The sequence below is a fragment of the Blautia faecis genome (assembly GCF_027662325.1).
Taxonomy (GTDB): domain Bacteria; phylum Bacillota; class Clostridia; order Lachnospirales; family Lachnospiraceae; genus Blautia_A; species Blautia_A faecis.
Genome location: NZ_JAQDKY010000035.1, coordinates 1 through 17,487, shown reverse-complemented (window position 1 = coordinate 17,487; position 17,487 = coordinate 1). Strand labels below are relative to the sequence as shown.

The following is a 17,487-nucleotide window of genomic DNA, read 5'->3' as shown; positions in this document are numbered from 1 at the left end:
GAATTGTCCACAAAACATCCACAATTTGAAAAAATTGCAGTGGATAATAAAAAAATTCCAGGAAAAAAATGGGGGATATCTTGTGAATAAACTGGAAAGTTATCAACATTTTGTGTGTGGATAAATGTGGATAAAAAGGTTGATAACTATTCTGGTTACCATAACATGGTTTTGCGGGTTTCAATAATGAAAAATTATGTGTATAACTCTATCCACTGTCGAATCCCCTCGAAATATACTGTTTTTTGTGACATATGCGTTAAAATCAACAGTCAAAAGTGGATATTTTTGCTGATAATCCCCAGGTTATCCACAAGTTATCCACAAAATGTGGATAATGTTACGTAAACCTTTTCAAAATGACAGGTTATGCACAGTGTGGAAAACTTTGTGGATATAAAAAATTCCAGGAAAGCAAGAATTTTTACTTGACGAGAATGCCATTTATGAATATAATTGAAATGATGTTCTGATTAGGTTAATAATTTTAAATTCCATATAGATAAAGGAGGTGCTTTACCTATGAAAATGACATTTCAGCCGAAAAAAAGATCTAGAGCGAAAGTCCATGGCTTCAGAGCTCGTATGAGCACAAAAGGCGGACGTAAAGTATTAGCTGCCAGAAGATTAAAAGGAAGAAAGCAGTTATCTGCTTAAGACCGTTAAGACCGCAGTTACTGTGGTCTTTTCTTCTATACAGAAATAATTATTTCAATATCATATAAAGGAGAATCAGATGGAATACTCAGACTCCTTAAAGAAAAATAACGAATTCCAAAGGGTATACCGAAAAGGAACATCACAGGCAAATCGGTATCTGGTGATGTATGTGCTTGAGAACCATGACAGGCACATGGAGAATCGTCTGGGAATATCAGTAAGTAAAAAAGTAGGGAATAGTGTGGTACGCCACAGAGTCACCAGACTGATACGAGAGAGCTACCGCCTGAATGAGAGATCCTTCCGTCAGGGACTGGACATTGTAGTGGTCGCAAGACCAAATGCAAAGGACAAGTCCTATCAGGAGATTGAGAGTGCGCTTATGCATCTTGCAGGCAGAATGAAGATCCGCCGTGAGGCTGAGCTTCATGTGGAAGATTAAACGGTATTTGGGCAGTATTGTTGGTTCGGTAAAGGAGCGGCAATATTGAAACAGATTTGCAGGAGAAATTATCATGAGCAGATTTAGTCCAAGGAATATCATGATTCATATGATTCGTCTCTATCAGAAATATATATCGCCGATGAAGAGAACAAAATGTCCTTATATTCCCACATGTTCTCAATATGGTTTAGAAGCAATTCAAAAATATGGTGCGTTAAAGGGCGGGCTTCTTGCAGTGTGGAGAATTTTGCGCTGCAATCCTTTTTCACATGGAGGATACGATCCTGTGCCATAAACTGTACTGAAACAGATGGTGTACAATAAATGACACTTTAAACTGATTTTCAGCACAAAAACTAAAACTTTGACAATTGAATAGTTACACCGAAAAAGCCTAGGAGGAAACAAACTTGGATATGATTTTATTAACGAAGAGCAGTGTCCCGATTATTGGACAGGTTGCTTCTATTATGGGCTGGATCATGGACGGGATTTACAGAGTTCTTGATCTGGTGGGTATTCAGAACCTGGGTCTTTGTATCATTATCTTCAGTATTATTATTTATGCACTGATGACACCATTGCAGGTTAAACAGCAGAAGTTTTCTAAGTTAAGCTCTGTTATGCAGCCTGAGCTTCAGAAGATACAGAAGAAATACAAAGATAAAAAAGACCAGGCGTCCGTGCAGAAAATGCAGGAAGAAACTCAGCTTGTATATCAGAAATACGGTGTTTCACCTACCGGCAGCTGTGTGCAGCTGTTGATCCAGTTTCCTGTCCTGATGGCATTATGGCAGGTTATTTACAAAATTCCTGGTTATGTTGGCAGTGTAAAGAATGTTTTCACAGGCCTTGTTGATCAGATCACAAGCGTAAGTGGCTACACAGACCTGATCCAGAGCTTTATCACAGACAATAAGATGACTCGTGTACAGCTGGCGCTGGATAACGGAAAAGCGACCAGTAATTCTGTCATCGATTTCCTTTATGCATTATCTCCATCTCAGTGGAAAGATCTTGCATCAATGGATCAGTTTAAGGGATTTGCAGATACCATTAACACCACGTCTGCAGAAATTTCCAAAATGCAGAATTTCTGTGGATTAAACATTGCAGATCAGCCTCTGAACTACATTAAGGCTGCTTTTGAGGGAGCATCTATTGCACTGGCAATCGCTGCACTTCTGATTCCTATTCTTGCATGGGCGACTCAGGTACTGAACTATAAGCTTATGCCACAGGCTACTTCATCTGCTGAAGGAGCTGTTGATACGATGCAGGCTTCCATGAAGACTATGAATACGGTTATGCCGCTTATGTCAGCAGTATTCTGTTTCACATTCCCGGTAGGTCTTGGTATTTACTGGATTGCAAGTGCGGTTGTAAGAAGTGTTCAGCAGTGGTTTATCAATCGTCATCTTGATAAGATGGATATCAATGATCTGGTAAACGAGAACATGAAGAAGATGGAGAAACAGCGTACGAAAGAAGGACTTCCGCCGCAGAAGATCACTAATCAGGCAAACCAGTCTACTAAGAATATCAATACCAAGATTGATAAAGGTTCCAGTAACACAAACGCAGAAGAGAGAGCCAGAAAAGTAGAGGAATCCTACCAGAATGCAAGAAATGCAAAACCTGGAAGTATTACAGCAAAAGCAAATATGGTCAGGGATTTTGACGAGAGAAACAAGAAGAAGTAATTGTTGTCGGGAACGGAGGGTTTCATAGATGGAGGAGTTTATCCAGTTTTCAGCAAAAACGAAAAATGAAGCAATCACCAAGGCGTGCATCGAATTAGGTGTTTCCAGTGATCAGCTGGAAATTGAAGTGGTTTCTGAAGGTAGTTCCGGATTTTTTGGCATCGGAAGCAAACCGGCAATCATTAAAGCACGCAAGATCAATACAGTTTCTGAAGAGGATGAGATACAGGAAATCGTTGATACTGTTAAAGTGGATGCGATTAAGGAAGAGCAGAATAGAAAGCCTGCCAAACCTTTTGTAAAAGCTGAGAAACCGGCACCAAAGAGTGAACCGGTGAAAGAAAAAGCACCTGTAAAAGAGGCGAAAGAGCCAAAGCCTTTTAAAGAGCCAAAAGAAAAACAGCCGCGCCAGCCGAAGGAGAAACCTTTTAAGGAGCGTCCTGTAAAAGAAAAACCGGCAAAAGAAAAAATGCCGAAAGAGCCAAGAGAAGAGAAGCCGAAACAGTCCAAACCTGTTGAGATCATCACAGATCCGGCAGAGATCAAAGAAGTGGAAGAGAGAGCAATTGTTTTCCTTCGCGACGTATTTGCATCTATGAATCTTGGTGAAGTGGAGATCACTTCCAAATACAACACAAATGACGGTTGTCTGGAAGTTGCTTTTGAAGGAGAGGATATGGGAATTCTCATCGGTAAGAGAGGACAGACCCTTGACTCCCTTCAGTATCTTACAAGCCTTGTTGTAAATAAGGGCAAAGCAAACTATATCAGAGTAAAGCTCGATACAGAAGATTACCGCAGACGTCGTAAAGAGACTCTGGAGAATCTTGCAAGAGGAATTGCCTACAAGGTTAAGAAAACCAGAAAGCCAGTTGTACTTGAGCCGATGAACCCATATGAGAGAAGAATCATTCACTCAGCACTTCAGGGCAATAAGTATGTAGAGACTGTCAGCGAGGGCGAAGAGCCGTATCGTCATGTGGTTGTAAAATTAAAAAGATGGTAAATCTTGCATAAAACATCTGAATGTGTTATAAAAGATTTGCAGAATGAATAAGAGGTTATTCCAGGTGAAAGATGGAAGAACTGAAGCGTTATGCTTTTGTTTTAATATCTTTCCCTGGGGTAACTTTTTTTGTATAATAAAATAAGATGATAGGAGTGTCAAAAAGTCTTTTGCCACTCATTTGATACCCAGGATTGCGATCCAGCTACGCTGTTCCCACAATCCTCCAAATATTCGAAATCCGCTGATTTACTACGTAAATCGCTGCTTTCTCATATTTGGCGTGTCCCAGGTTCAAACGCCTTATCGTGCAAGCACGAACGGATTTTTGACCTTTTGACACTGGTATCATAAGATGTGTTAAGTTTATAATTTGGATTGTAATTCACATGGAGGAAATCACATGAATACAACGATTGCAGCGATATCTACTGCTGTGAGTGCTTCGGGAATCGGAATCATCCGAATCAGCGGCCCGGAAGCCATGGACGTTATATCCCGCATTTACCGTTCCAAGGGCGGGAAAAAGAAAATTAAAGAAGTGCCCACCCACACCATTCATTATGGTTATATTTATGATGGAGAAGAAGCGGTGGATGAAGTTCTGGTCATGGTTATGCGCGCCCCCAAAACGTTCACAGGAGAAGATACCGTGGAGATTGACTGTCACGGCGGTGTCTATGCCATGAACCGGGTTCTGGAAACGGTTTTGAAAAACGGCGCCAAGATTGCTGGTCCCGGAGAGTTTACCAAGAGAGCCTTCTTAAATGGCAGGCTGGATCTTTCCCAGGCAGAGGCAGTTATGGATGTGATCCAGGCGAAGAATGAATATGCGTTGAAAAGCTCCATGAGTCAGCTGAAAGGCTCTGTACAGAAGACCATCAAGGAGATTCGAAGCGACCTGATCTACGAGATTGCTTTTATCGAGTCTGCTCTGGATGATCCGGAGCACATCAGTCTGGAGGGATATCCACAGAAATTACATGGAATTGTGGAAAAAGAGCAGAAATCCATTGAAGAGTTGTTGAAAACTTCCACAGATGGCAAGATCATCCGGGAAGGAATTGAGACGGTTATCGTGGGTAAGCCAAATGCAGGTAAGTCCTCCCTGTTAAACCTTCTTGTAGGGGAAAATAAGGCCATTGTAACGGATATTGAGGGTACTACAAGAGATATTCTGGAGGAGTATATTACCCTTCATGGAATTACGCTGAAAATTGTGGATACGGCAGGCATTCGCGAGACAGAGGATGTGGTGGAGAAAATCGGTGTTTCCAGGGCACGGGAGGTTGCAAAGGGTGCAGATCTGGTGTTATACGTAGTAGACAGCTCTACACCGCTTGATGAAAATGATGAAGAAATCATTGAAATGCTGAAAGACAGAAAAGCAATTGTACTGTACAATAAAACAGATCTTGCTTCGGCTGTGAGTATGGAGGCATTAAAGGAGAAAATCAACCATCCTCTCATTCCGATTTCTGCGAAAGAGGAGACTGGAATTGCCCAGCTGGCGGATACCATTAAGAGTATGTTTTTCAGCGGGAAAATCTCCTTTAACGATGAGGTTTATATTACAAATGCCCGTCACAAAGAGGCATTGGAAGAGGCAGCAGACAGCCTTGCAATGGTAAAACAGAGTATTGAGGATGGCATGCCGGAAGACTTCTTTTCCATTGATCTGATGGCTGCTTATGGAAGCTTGGGGAAAATTACCGGGGAAGAAGTTGGGGAAGATCTGGTGAATGAGATATTTAGTAAGTTTTGTATGGGTAAGTAGTGGTAGAGGGACGCGATAATATATGAATGAGTGTGTTATAGAGGAGATAAAAATGAAACATTTAGAGGAGAATTATGACATAGTAGTGGTCGGTGCCGGACATGCTGGCTGTGAGGCAGCGTTGGCTGGGGCGAGACTGGGATTGAGTACGATCATGTTTACGGTAAGCGCAGAGAGTATTGCGCTGATGCCTTGTAACCCAAATGTAGGCGGTAGTTCAAAGGGACATCTGGTCCGTGAGTTGGATGCTCTTGGTGGAGAGATGGGAAAAAATATTGACAAGACTTTTATTCAGTCTAAGATGCTGAACTGTTCCAAGGGTCCGGCAGTGCATTCCCTTCGTGCTCAGGCTGATAAGCAGGCTTACAGTAATGAAATGAGAAAGACGTTGGAGAATCAGGAGAACCTGACCATCCGCCAGGGAGAGGTTACCAAGCTTCTGGTAGAGGATGGCAAGATCACAGGTGTGAAGACGTATTCCGGCGCTGTCTACCATTGTAAGGCGGTAGTTTTGTGTACTGGAACTTATCTGAAAGCACGCTGTATTTACGGTGATGTAAGCAATTATACAGGTCCAAATGGACTGCAGGCAGCCAATTATCTGACTGATTCTCTGAAAGAATTGGGAATTGAAATGTTCCGTTTCAAGACTGGAACACCTGCCCGAATTGCAGGAAATACCATCGACTACAGCAAGATGGAAGAGCAGTTTGGGGATGAGAGAGTAGTGCCATTTTCTTTTTCCACAGATCCGGAGGATGTGCAGATCGAGCAGAAATCCTGCTGGCTGACTTATACCAATGAGGCTACCCATGATATCATCCGTGCAAACCTGGATCGTTCCCCACTGTACTCTGGTATGATCGAAGGAACTGGTCCGCGTTATTGCCCTTCTATTGAGGATAAAGTAGTTCGTTTTGCAGATAAAAAAAGACATCAGGTGTTTATTGAGCCAGAGGGAATGTACACAAATGAGATGTACATTGGCGGTATGTCCAGCTCTTTGCCGGAAGATGTGCAGGAGGAAATGTACCACAGCGTACCAGGCCTTGAGCATGCAAAAATTGTGAAGAATGCTTATGCTATTGAGTACGATTGTATTAACCCAAGACAGCTTTATCCAACGCTGGAGTTTAAGAAAATTAAAGGTCTTTTCAGTGGCGGACAGTTTAATGGAAGTTCAGGTTACGAGGAGGCAGCAGCCCAGGGACTGATCGCTGGTATCAATGCAGCCATGGAAGTGCTGGGAAAAGAGCAGCTGATCCTGGATCGTTCTGAGGCTTATATCGGTGTTCTCATTGATGATCTGGTTACAAAAGAGAACCATGAGCCATACCGTATGATGACCAGCCGTGCCGAGTACCGTCTACTTCTCCGTCAGGATAATGCGGATCTGAGACTTCGTAAAAAGGGCTGGGAGGTAGGTCTTGTAGATGACGAAACCTATGCAAAAGTAGTGGAAAAAGAACGCTTGATAGCGGAAGAAATCCAGCGTGTGGAGAATACAAATGTGGGTATGACAGAGGCAGTTCAGAGCCTTCTGGAAAGCAAAGGAAGCACACCACTTAAGTCAGGAATCAGTCTTGCAGAGCTGATCCGCAGACCGGAGCTTTCCTATGCAGAGGTGGCTCCTATTGATAAGAACCGCCCTGAACTTGCCTGGGATGTGCAGGAGCAGGTAAACATTAATATTAAATACGACGGCTATATCCGCCGCCAGATGAAGCAGGTAGAGCAATTTAAGAAGCTGGAAGCCAAGAAAATTCCAGAGGATCTGGACTATGAGAAAGTAAAGAGCCTGCGTATTGAGGCACGGCAGAAACTGGAACTTTACAGACCTGTTTCCATTGGACAGGCATCCCGAATTTCCGGTGTTTCACCGGCGGATATTTCGGTGCTGCTGGTTTATATGGAGCAGTATGGGAAGGAGCGTCACTAAACGGACGCGTTTCTGCAAGTAATATTCCACGCAGGTCGGTTGGGCACTAGAGCGTGTTTGAAAAAGGCTTTCTGCAAGATGTGTGTCACAATTTGTGGGAGATTTTGTTCGGATAAGGGCGCCGTAGCGGGCTACGGCAACCGAATTCGGGCAAAATCTCCCGCAAAGTGGGGCGTGCAGATTGCGGAAATGATTTTTCAAACACGCTCTACGGTGAAATAACTGGTAACTACGACTAAGACGCTTGGGAGAGACCTCTCGTCTAAGTCGATCTGACCAGTGGATTTCACCTTCGTTAAAAACGCACCTGAAATGACCTGCTAAAGAATATTACTTGCAAAAACGCTGTGTATTAGCAACTGGAAAGTAAAAAAATAAGTAGTTTGAGGTATAAGGAGAAGTTTATGGAATATGATTTAACCCTCTTTGAGAAAGGACTTGAAGAGCTTGGAATTGCTCTGCCCCAGGAGCAGAAGAAGCAGTTTATCACTTATTATGAGTACCTTGTAGAGAAAAATAAGGTAATGAATTTAACTGCAATTACCGAGTACAAAGAGGTAATTTTAAAGCATTTTCTTGACAGTTTATCTATCGTAAAAGTTGGCAGTTTTGACCAGAAAAAGCTGACGGGAAAGTCCGTGATCGACATCGGAACCGGCGCTGGTTTCCCTGGAATTCCGCTGAAAATAGCTTTTCCAGAGCTTAAAATTACCCTTCTGGATTCTTTGAATAAAAGGGTGAATTTCCTTAATGAAGTAATCGAAATGCTTGGATTAAAAGACGTAACAGCCATCCACGGAAGAGCTGAAGACTATGCGAAACAGAAGGAACACAGAGAAAAATACGACTTCTGTGTCTCCCGCGCAGTAGCCAATCTAAGCACCCTTTCCGAGTATTGTATCCCCTTCGTAAAAGAAGGAGGCAGCTTTATTTCTTATAAATCCGGCAAGATTGATGAAGAGCTTGCGCAGGCAGAAAATGCTGTGAAAATCCTTGGTGGAAAAGTTCAGGATGTAGTGAAATTTCCACTTATGGACACGGATATGGATCGTTCTTTTGTGGTGATCAAGAAGATGAAACCGACCGCCAAGAAGTACCCCAGGAAGGCTGGCTTGCCGGCGAAGGAGCCGCTGGCGTAGAATATGTGTTAATATTAAGATAACTTTAGTCCTGAAAGAGGAAGAAATCCGTACTATATTTCTCTCCGATAATATCGGCGATTTTTTCTGAGATAACATAGGTTCTGTCTCAATCACTTTCAAAGGAATTGTCTTCATTGGGAATAGTTTGGTTAGTAGCTTGGTTAGTGTGATTAACCAAGCTACTAACCAAGCTCTTAAACATAACCATAATATCCTCACACTTAATCGTATATTCTGGCATAGGATTTCCAGCTTCCTCGCAACTGTCTTTGATTTTTTCTATTCCACATCCCCGTGCCTTAGAGCGTGTTTGAAAAATCATTCCCGCAATCTGCACGCCCCACTTTGCGGAATGTATTTTATTTTGGGACACATTTCTAACACAAAATAATCACATATTTCTCACATAATTATCTAAATTTCCTCACAGGTTGCACATAAAATAATCATAGATAGATGCATGGGATAAGCCATGCATCTGCAACTTGAAGGAGGTAAGAAACTTGATTGAAGTAAAAAATCTGGTAAAACGCTACGGCGATCACACCGCTGTAGACCACCTTTCTTTTGAAATAGAGAAAGGCAAGATTTATGGTTTCCTGGGCCCCAACGGCGCCGGAAAATCCACAACCATGAATATGATAACCGGCTATATTGCATCTACCGAGGGAACAGTAGTCATAGACGGTCATGATATTCTGGAAGAACCTGAGGAGGCAAAAAAATGCATCGGATATCTACCCGAAATGCCGCCCCTTTATTTTGATATGACCGTTCTGGAATATCTGAAATTCGTAGCAGATCTGAAGAAAATTCCTAAAGATAAAAAAGCCACTATGATCGAAGAAATCATGGACATGGTAAAGATTACTGACATGAAAAATCGTCTGATCAAGAACCTTTCTAAAGGTTACAGACAGAGGGTTGGTATTGCGCAGGCTGTGCTTGGTTACCCGGAGGTTATTATTCTGGATGAGCCGACTGTCGGTCTTGACCCAAAACAGATCAACGAAATCCGCGATCTGATCAAAGGCCTGAAACAGAAACACACCGTTATCCTTAGCTCCCATATTTTGTCCGAAGTCAGCGCCGTTTGCGACTACGTGCTGATCATTTCCCATGGAAAACTGGTAGCCAGCGATACCCCTGAGAATCTGGGAAAACTGGCAGCAGGCTCAAACAACCTGAATCTGCTTGTAAAAGGTCAGAAAGACACTATCAGAGCCGCTCTGGAGGCCGTAGAAGGGGTAAAAGAGGTTACGGTAAAGAAAAGCCCGGAGGAAGGCGTATACGCCATTACAGTGGGAACAGAAGAGAATATGGATGTGCGTGAAAAAGTGTTCTACAGTATGGTAAATGCCAGCTGTCCGATCCTTGAAATGCAGTCTAAGAAAGTTTCTCTGGAGGAGATCTTCCTTGAACTTACAGAGAGCGAGAAAAAAGATAAAGATGCGTCAGGAAAAAAATCCGGAAAATCTTTCTTTAAGACGGCAGCAGATGCTAAGAAGTATTTGAATGAGAAAAACGAAGATACTGTCCCTGATAATGGACTTGAAGAAAAAGAGTTTGATGAATCGGGCGAAGTATCCAATGATGTGTCAGATAATGGACTGTCTGGTGATAAACAGGATAGTTTTGCCGCATCTGAGGAAGAAAAGGGGGAAGAGTAAACCATGCTTGCTATTTATAAAAGAGAGCTGAAAAGCTACCTGACCTCCATGGTCGGCTACCTGTTTATGTTTTTTGTGTTGCTGATCGCAGGTATTTACTTTTCAGCGTACCAGCTTTCAGCTGCTTATCCGAAATTTGAATATACTTTAAATGCCATGACCTTTGTGTTTCTGATTGCAGTGCCGATCCTGACCATGCGTGTACTTGCTGAGGAAAGAAAGCAGAAAACAGACCAGCTTCTGCTTACTTCTCCAGTATCTGTATCCGGCATCGTAATGGGAAAATATCTTGCACTTGTGACTATTTATGCAATCCCTATTGCAGTTCTGGCAACCTATCCGCTGATCATGTCAAAGTTCGGAACCGTTGCATTTGGCTCTGCGTACACAGCACTCCTTGGATTTTTCCTTCTGGGAAGTGCAAACATTGCGATCGGCGTATTTTTCTCAGCAATCACTGAGAGCCAGGTAATTGCAGCAGTTCTTACCTTTGTATTTTTATTTGCTTTTTATATGATGAATGGAATTTCTTCCTTTTTCTCAGAGACGGCAATGTCTACATGTGTGACATTTGGCATTTTGATCATAGCGCTTAGCCTTATGATCTACAGTATGATTAAAAATGCAGTGATCTCAGGTGCTGTCTGCGTGATTGGAGAAGTGGCACTGGTAATCGTTTACGTTGTAAAATCCAGCGTGTTTGAAGGAGGAATCCAGAAGGTTCTTGAAGTGTTTAACTTAAGTTCACACTTTGAAAACTTTACAAACAGTATTTTTGATGTGACTGGAGTTCTTTATTTCCTGTCTGTCATTGCCATTTGTATATTCCTTACCATGCAGACAATTTTGAAGAGACGTTGGAATTAAGGAGGTGGGGAAAATGTTTTTTAAGAAGAAAAATGATAACAATATTGACAATAACGATAAAAACGTAATTAATATCGAAAACGTCGAAAATAATAACAATAATAACAAAAAAGAAAAACGAAAATTTAAAGACAGTATTAATAAAAAGTACTTGAAAAATGGAAGCTACAGTTCTGTTATGATTGTTGTTTTCGTTGCTATCATTATTGTTATAAATATGATTGTAGGAAATCTTCCTTCAAAGTATACGCAGCTGGATATCAGCTCCGAGAAACTTTACACCATCGGTGATGAGACAAAAGCGATGCTGAAAGATCTGGACAAGGATGTAACCATATATCAGATCGCCCAGAGCGGAAGTGAGGATGAGACTATCAGTAATCTGCTTCAAAGATATGCAGATGAATCTGATCATATTAAGGTGGAACAGAAAGATCCAGTGGTCAATCCTAAATTTGTCAGTGAATACACCAGTGACAACCTTTCCTCTAATAGCTTAATTGTTGTATGCGGAGACAGAAATAAGGTTGTAAATTATAACAATATTTACGAATCTACAATGGATTACAACACATACAGTTATCAGACAACAGGCTTCGACGGCGAAGGTCAGATCACAAGTGCCATCGCATATGTAACCAGTGAAAACCTGCCGGTATTGTATACATTAGAGGGACATGGAGAGCAGGAGCTTGATTCTACGATCAAGGAAGATATTGAGAAAGCAAACATGGAAATCAAATCCCTGAATCTGCTTACAGAGGGAAGCGTTCCAGAGGATGCCAGCTGTCTGCTGATTGATTCTCCTACAACAGATATCTCAGAGGATGAGAAGACTGCATTGATCGATTATCTGGAAAATGGTGGAAAAGCAATGATTTTCTCCGATTACACAGGAGAAAAAATGGAAAACTTTGATGCAGTGCTGGAAAACTACGGCGTAAGCAGAGTAGATGGCCTGGTATTTGAAGGAAATGCACAGCATTATGCCGCTCAGATGCCGTACTACCTGGTTCCAACTGTAAACAGCACAGATATTACATCTGATGTGGCTTCTTCCGGATATTACATTCTGATGCCGTATGCGCAGGGAATCCAGAAATCTGATGATGTGAGAGACACTGTGAATATTGAAAGCCTTCTTACAACTTCCGACAGCGCATATTCAAAGACAGATTTGAACAGCGGTTCTCTTGAAAAGGAAGACGGTGATGTGGATGGCCCATTTGACCTGGGTGTCAGCATTACAGAGACTGTAGATGATGATAAAGAGACTCAAATTATTTATTATTCCACATCAAACCTGCTGCAGAGCCAGATCAATCAGATGGTTTCCGGTGGAAATGAGAAACTTGTGATGGCTTCTTTAAGTTCTCTGGTAGACACAGAAGACAGTACAACAGTTTCTATCCCATCAAAGAGTCTGGAAGTATCTTATCTGACTTTGACAGCATATGATGCAAGCTTCTGGAAAATCTGTACCATTGGTCTGATTCCTGGAGCATTCCTGTTGATTGGATTTATGATTTGGTTAAAGAGGAGAAAAGCCTGATGAAGAAAAAATCAGTAAATCTTATTACAGCAGTGGGCGTTTTAGTTGTCCTCAGCGGCGCATACGTAGGCGTAAAAACCTACGTAGCCAAGCAGGAGGCCGCGGATACTGAAAGTGCGGAGGAAGAAAATCCGGAAATTATTTCCATAGCGTCTGCTGATGTGAAATCAATAAAATTTGTAATTGATAAAAAAGAAGTTACCTTTGAAAAAGATGGAGATTCCTGGGTGAAAAGTGATGAAACTGGTTTCCCGGTAGATCAGGATAAAATCGATACACTAGTCAGCTCCCTGAATTCTATAAAAGCGGAAAGAACACTGGAAAATGTGGAGGATGCATCAGAATATGAACTGGATCAGCCGGATAACACGATCACGGTTACCACAGAAGATGGGGGAACGACAGTAATCCAGCTTGGAATGGAGAATGATTCCACAAGTCAGGAATACATTGACTTGAACAAGGATTCTTCTACAGTTTATGTAGTAAGCAATTCCACGTTTTCTTCTTTTGAGGGAACTTTGTACGACTTTGCAAAAAGCGGCGTTTTCCCAACTGTGGATTCCTCTACGGTCAGCAAAATTTCTGTAGATGGAAAAGATTCTTCCTATGTTGTAGAGAAAGATGAAAATAATTTCTGGAATATTACTGGTGATGGAGAGACTGAGAAAGCAGATTCCGCGAAGGCAGCTTCCTTAGCCAGTACATTATCCAGTGTGGCTTATGCAAGTTATGTAAATTATAACTGCGCAGAAGATGAGCTCTCTCAGTACGGATTAGATAAGCCGTATGCAGAGATTACAGTGGATTATCAGGAAGAAGTTGAGAAAGAGTCCACTGATGATGAAAACGAGGCTGAAAATGGCGATGAGGAGGTCTCAGAGGCATCTGGGGATGAGAACCAGGCGGATGAAAATGCGGATTCTGAAACAGATGGAAGCGAAAGCTTGGATGAAAATGCGGATTCTGAAACAGATGGAAGCGAAAGCTTGGATGAAGATGCGGATTCTGAGACAGATGGAAACGAAAGCTCAGATGAAGATGCGGATTCTGAGACAGATGGAAACGAAAGCTTAGATGAAGATGTGGATGTGGCAGACACAGAAGATTCAGAAGCTGTAGAAAATGAGAATACAGATGAAACAGCAGATGACAACGTCGAAGCAGAAGATACAGATGTAACTGAATCAGATGACGAGGCTGGGGTGGAAACAGCAGATACTGAATCCGCAGAAAGTTCTGAAGATGCAGAAGAAGATTCAGAACCGGAAACTGAAATGGTTGACAGAGAACTTGTAATTCAGGTTGGAGATCAATCTTCAGATGGTGGAAGATATGTTCGGGTAAATGATAGCAACGAAATTTATACAATATCCGAGGATTCTCTTGATACTTTCCTTGGAAAAACAAATGCTGATTTCTGGGATTTGACAGTAAGCTATTTGTCTGCAAATAATCTGGATACTCTGGATGTGAACTACGGAGGAGAAGATTATATCGTAAATGTTTCACGTGAAACATCTGAGGATGAAAACGTAGAAACATCGGATAATGAGACGGAAGATGAAGATACAACAGATAGTACCAGCAGTGATGTTGCCGACGGCAACGAAGTAGAGGGAAATGCTGCTGATGATAACACTTCATCAGGTGATTTGACCGGCGAAGATACTGAAAATACAGATGACAGTTCTTCTACTGCAAGCACCACAAGTTCAACTAGTGTAACCTTATCTTATACACTAAATGGAAAAGATCTGGACAGCACAACATTTACAACGTTCTACAATAAGCTGATCAACATGACAGCGCAGAAACGTCTGACTGATGAATTTAAGTCCAATGCAGATCCGGAAATGACTGTGAAATTTACAGATATAGATGGCAATGAAATGGAAGTGAAGTATTATTCCTATGATACAAATTACTATGCCGCTGTTATAAACAAAAAAGTATATCTGGTAAATAAAATGACAGTGAAAGAACTGTTTCAGGCATTTGAATCTGTAACTGGTGAAAAAGAGAAAAACGAAAGCGCTGAGACAGCAGATCCTGAAACAAATGCCTCTACAGATAATGCTGAAACAGAAACGACAGAGACTTCAGAGGATGTTGAAGAGTAGCTAAAAAATATGCTAAAAAGATCTTTGCCTGTGAAAAGAACAGGACAAGGATCTTTTTTATTGCTTGAAAAACTGTTGAATTGCCTGCTGCATAAAAATTCTACCGAATATGAATATGCGTGTATATTGTTTTATGAGTAACTATACTAATCAAGCAGGATGCGTGGAATTGAGGGAGGGATGAAAAAACGCGTGGCGGGCTACGCTAGAACGTGTTTGAAAAAGCAGTCCCGCAATCTGCACGCCCCACTTTGCGGTATATTTCACCCGAATTCGGGCGAAATATACCACAAATTGTGACACACATCTTGCAGAAAGCTTTTTTAAAACAGGCTCTAAGGTTTATTTGTGCGAGCGGATCCACAGGAGGTGGGTGGTATAGTTAGTTCAAAAAATAATGTGTGAGAGAGTACTTGAAAAAGCATTCCTGAAATCTGCGTGCCCAATTTTACAGTATATTTTGCAGAATGCCTTTTTCAAACACGCTCTGGTCCGCTGACATTTCAAACGGTATGAAATATGTAATTAGCGTTGGCTATTTTATCTGTTTAAATTTCTATATACATTATTTTTGGAAAATAAATTTTTAAAATCTTTGACTTTTACTCATATGGTTTTACATTAGTTGCCTGTATGAAAAGCCCGAAAATAGAAACTTTGCTTTTGCTTTCTACAATATTACGGTAAATATAAAATGTAATAATAACATTTATAAAATAAAAACCCATTAAAATACGCAATAAAGTCCAAAAAATGACACTTGACAACATAACGACACAACAAAGACCTATTTAATGTACTATAAATAACAAAACAAGCAAATGAAACCGTAAAAATCCTCTAAAAAATATATTGTCATGCGGAAATATACTTTTAAACAATTCTGATTAAAACAAAAAGATTGTATAAAGATAAAATAGAACAACGCATAATTGAAAAAATAACAAAATAATACGAAAAGAGCTCTGAGATATATTTTAAAAATCATTTCGCGATCTGCACACCCCACTTTGCAGTATATTTTACCTGTAGTTGGGTGTTGTTAGTACGCTACAGCACCTTCATTCTGGCTAGCTCACCCACAAATTGTGGCGTACATCTTGCAGAAAGCCCTTTTCAAACACGTTTTGGAATGCATCAAAAAAATCATTTTCGCGATCCGTATACCCTACTTTGCAGTATATTTTTTCTGAATTTGACTGACATAGTTCGCTACGGCAACATCATCCTGGTCAAAGCCCCACAAATTGTGACGTACATCTTGCAGAAAGCTTTTTAAATATGCTCTGGAAATATAGAAAGAACAGGAAAAGTATAAAGTATAATAAATTATCATTACAAAAGCAAAAAACTTCGAAATTATATTGTACAATTTCGAAGTTTTTATTCTGCTTTGAAGACATATCTATAATTTTATTTTTAGAAGAATGCACCAACCTGCTCAAGAAACGCTTCTGCATTCTCAATATGTGGAAAATGCTTGGAACATGAAATAGTTGCTGACTCAATTGCTGGATTTACTTTCTGATAAGCTTCTACAATTGCGGCACCATTTGGTTCGTCTTCGCCCTCTACGATATAAATACTATTATCAATTGATTCTACAGCATGGCGAATGTTGATATTCATATATTTAGCACTTTGGCTGGAGTATAGGCATTTTGCATAATAACCACCTTTGTGCGCAGCTTCATAATATGCATCCAGGACATCTTTATCTACATGGAATGGATTATAATAAAGATTATCAAGGAAGAAATCATTAATTGTTTCACGTGAAACAATTATATGGTAGATAAAGGTTCCAAATATAGGCAGTTCGATAAAAAATTTGAATAATTTATCCTTTTTTGTGGTAGTTTGGGCAAGAGAAATCATGCTTACCGGATTAATAAACATGATTTTATTAATGCTTTCTTTATCGTAAGCAGCGGCAGTAGTAACAAATGAACATGAGAAACCACTTGCAATGATGTCGGTTTTCTCTTTAATTACATTTTTTATAAAATCGCAGATGATTTGTACGAAAAGAAAATTTGTATATGTAATTCCAGCCTTTTCCGAACGTCCGCAACCTAATAGATCGAGGGTATATACGGTGTGTTCCTGAGCGAGCTGATCCTCAACACGAGACCATTCGTATCCACTGGCTCCAGGCATTGTATCATGAATAAGAAGAAGTGGAGAACCTTTTCCCTTCTTGGTATAATAAATTTTTCCGAATCGCCAATTATAATAGTTGTGATTGGAAAAATCAAGCATTTCTTTTAACTGGGAAGAGGCAACAATTACTCTATTGGTGAGATGGATGACGCCAGCGGCAATCGTAGTCAATGCAGCCAGAGTCAGAATTTTATGTTTAGTGTCTTTCATTTTATAGAGGACCTCCTTTGGGTTTGTATGTATATTATACGCCAAAGAGGTTGATTTTACAATGTTTTTTGACGTATAAATAGGAATTGACAGAATATTGGGTTGCTGTTTATTATGTGAACAGCAACACGCTTTGCGATACGCAGAAAACAAGAATTCGCATAAAGTTCTTTAGGAGGGACGAATTTGGACAATGTGTATTACTCTCTCGCCGGCGCAACGCTCCGATG

General features: G+C 40.8%; 16 protein-coding genes and 2 pseudogenes. 15 read left to right on the top strand and 3 right to left on the bottom strand.

Annotated elements, in window-relative coordinates:
* Positions 1-522: 522 nt before the first annotated feature.
* From rpmH to mnmG, 7 genes are all read left to right on the top strand, one after another.
* On the top strand, positions 523-657 hold the full coding sequence (rpmH, locus tag PGQ38_RS14745) for a 50S ribosomal protein L34 (RefSeq protein WP_005423866.1): 135 nt from the start codon (positions 523-525) through the stop codon (positions 655-657).
* A gap of 79 nt (positions 658-736) precedes the next feature.
* Positions 737-1,102 (top strand): ribonuclease P protein component, encoded by a 366-nt coding sequence (gene rnpA, locus PGQ38_RS14740; RefSeq protein WP_148463049.1) that lies wholly within the window; start codon positions 737-739, stop codon positions 1,100-1,102.
* Between the two features lie 73 nt (positions 1,103-1,175).
* Positions 1,176-1,400 carry a membrane protein insertion efficiency factor YidD gene (yidD, locus tag PGQ38_RS14735; RefSeq protein ID WP_118580820.1) on the top strand — a complete coding sequence of 75 codons (225 nt, stop codon included), beginning with the start codon at positions 1,176-1,178 and terminating at the stop codon, positions 1,398-1,400.
* Positions 1,401-1,521: 121 nt separating this feature from the next.
* Positions 1,522-2,808 carry a membrane protein insertase YidC gene (gene yidC, locus PGQ38_RS14730; RefSeq protein ID WP_118580883.1) on the top strand — a complete coding sequence of 429 codons (1,287 nt, stop codon included), beginning with the start codon at positions 1,522-1,524 and terminating at the stop codon, positions 2,806-2,808.
* 28 nt (positions 2,809-2,836) lie between these two features.
* The gene (gene jag, locus PGQ38_RS14725; protein WP_118580817.1) at positions 2,837-3,814 is read left to right on the top strand and encodes an RNA-binding cell elongation regulator Jag/EloR; all 978 of its coding nucleotides are present in this window, start codon (positions 2,837-2,839) and stop codon (positions 3,812-3,814) included.
* Positions 3,815-4,217: 403 nt separating this feature from the next.
* On the top strand, positions 4,218-5,591 hold the full coding sequence (mnmE, locus tag PGQ38_RS14720) for a tRNA uridine-5-carboxymethylaminomethyl(34) synthesis GTPase MnmE (protein ID WP_173770017.1): 1,374 nt from the start codon (positions 4,218-4,220) through the stop codon (positions 5,589-5,591).
* Between the two features lie 52 nt (positions 5,592-5,643).
* Positions 5,644-7,530, top strand: a complete 1,887-nt coding sequence (gene mnmG / locus PGQ38_RS14715; RefSeq protein WP_187565408.1) for a tRNA uridine-5-carboxymethylaminomethyl(34) synthesis enzyme MnmG — start codon at positions 5,644-5,646, stop codon at positions 7,528-7,530.
* Here mnmG and PGQ38_RS20120 read toward each other — a convergent pair.
* Positions 7,468-7,671 (bottom strand): annotated as a pseudogene (locus PGQ38_RS20120) (DUF6783 domain-containing protein); the annotation flags it as partial. The gene mnmG and the pseudogene PGQ38_RS20120 overlap by 63 nt on opposite strands.
* Between PGQ38_RS20120 and PGQ38_RS20115 the strand changes: the two are divergent.
* Positions 7,609-7,752, top strand: coding sequence for a DUF6783 domain-containing protein (locus tag PGQ38_RS20115; protein ID WP_306797078.1), 144 nt, complete (start codon positions 7,609-7,611; stop codon positions 7,750-7,752). The pseudogene PGQ38_RS20120 and the gene PGQ38_RS20115 sit on opposite strands and share 63 nt — an antisense overlap.
* A 182-nt stretch (positions 7,753-7,934) precedes the next feature.
* Complete coding sequence (gene rsmG, locus PGQ38_RS14710) at positions 7,935-8,669, top strand: 16S rRNA (guanine(527)-N(7))-methyltransferase RsmG (protein ID WP_195992773.1); 735 nt, start codon at positions 7,935-7,937, stop codon at positions 8,667-8,669.
* Positions 8,670-8,778: 109 nt separating this feature from the next.
* On the opposite strand, the gene PGQ38_RS20835 is transcribed toward rsmG, so the two are convergent.
* Positions 8,779-9,045, bottom strand: coding sequence for a DUF6783 domain-containing protein (locus tag PGQ38_RS20835; RefSeq protein WP_368361759.1), 267 nt, complete (start codon positions 9,043-9,045; stop codon positions 8,779-8,781).
* A 130-nt stretch (positions 9,046-9,175) separates the two neighbouring features.
* On the opposite strand from PGQ38_RS20835, the gene PGQ38_RS14705 reads away from it, so the two are divergent.
* The 6 genes and pseudogenes from PGQ38_RS14705 (at position 9,176) to PGQ38_RS21025 (ending at position 16,163) form a co-directional block, all read left to right on the top strand.
* A complete protein-coding gene (locus PGQ38_RS14705) occupies positions 9,176-10,342 on the top strand; it encodes an ABC transporter ATP-binding protein (protein ID WP_173716649.1) in 1,167 nt (388 codons plus the stop codon).
* A 3-nt stretch (positions 10,343-10,345) separates the two neighbouring features.
* Positions 10,346-11,209, top strand: coding sequence for an ABC-2 transporter permease (locus tag PGQ38_RS14700; RefSeq protein WP_173736363.1), 864 nt, complete (start codon positions 10,346-10,348; stop codon positions 11,207-11,209).
* 13 nt (positions 11,210-11,222) lie between these two features.
* Positions 11,223-12,761 (top strand): GldG family protein, encoded by a 1,539-nt coding sequence (locus tag PGQ38_RS14695; protein WP_204454350.1) that lies wholly within the window; start codon positions 11,223-11,225, stop codon positions 12,759-12,761.
* On the top strand, positions 12,761-14,884 hold the full coding sequence (locus tag PGQ38_RS14690) for a DUF4340 domain-containing protein (RefSeq protein ID WP_204454348.1): 2,124 nt from the start codon (positions 12,761-12,763) through the stop codon (positions 14,882-14,884). The genes PGQ38_RS14695 and PGQ38_RS14690 overlap by 1 nt, the downstream gene beginning before the upstream one ends.
* Positions 14,885-15,043: 159 nt before the next feature.
* Positions 15,044-15,266, top strand: a pseudogene (locus tag PGQ38_RS20830) (DUF6783 domain-containing protein).
* Between the two features lie 588 nt (positions 15,267-15,854).
* Positions 15,855-16,163: a DUF6783 domain-containing protein gene (locus tag PGQ38_RS21025; RefSeq protein ID WP_334304077.1), complete on the top strand. Its 309-nt coding sequence runs from the start codon at positions 15,855-15,857 to the stop codon at positions 16,161-16,163.
* Positions 16,164-16,303: 140 nt separating this feature from the next.
* On the opposite strand, the gene PGQ38_RS14685 is transcribed toward PGQ38_RS21025, so the two are convergent.
* Entirely contained in the window at positions 16,304-17,257 is a 954-nt protein-coding gene (locus PGQ38_RS14685) for an alpha/beta fold hydrolase (protein WP_204454346.1), read from the bottom strand.
* Positions 17,258-17,487 lie beyond the last annotated feature (230 nt).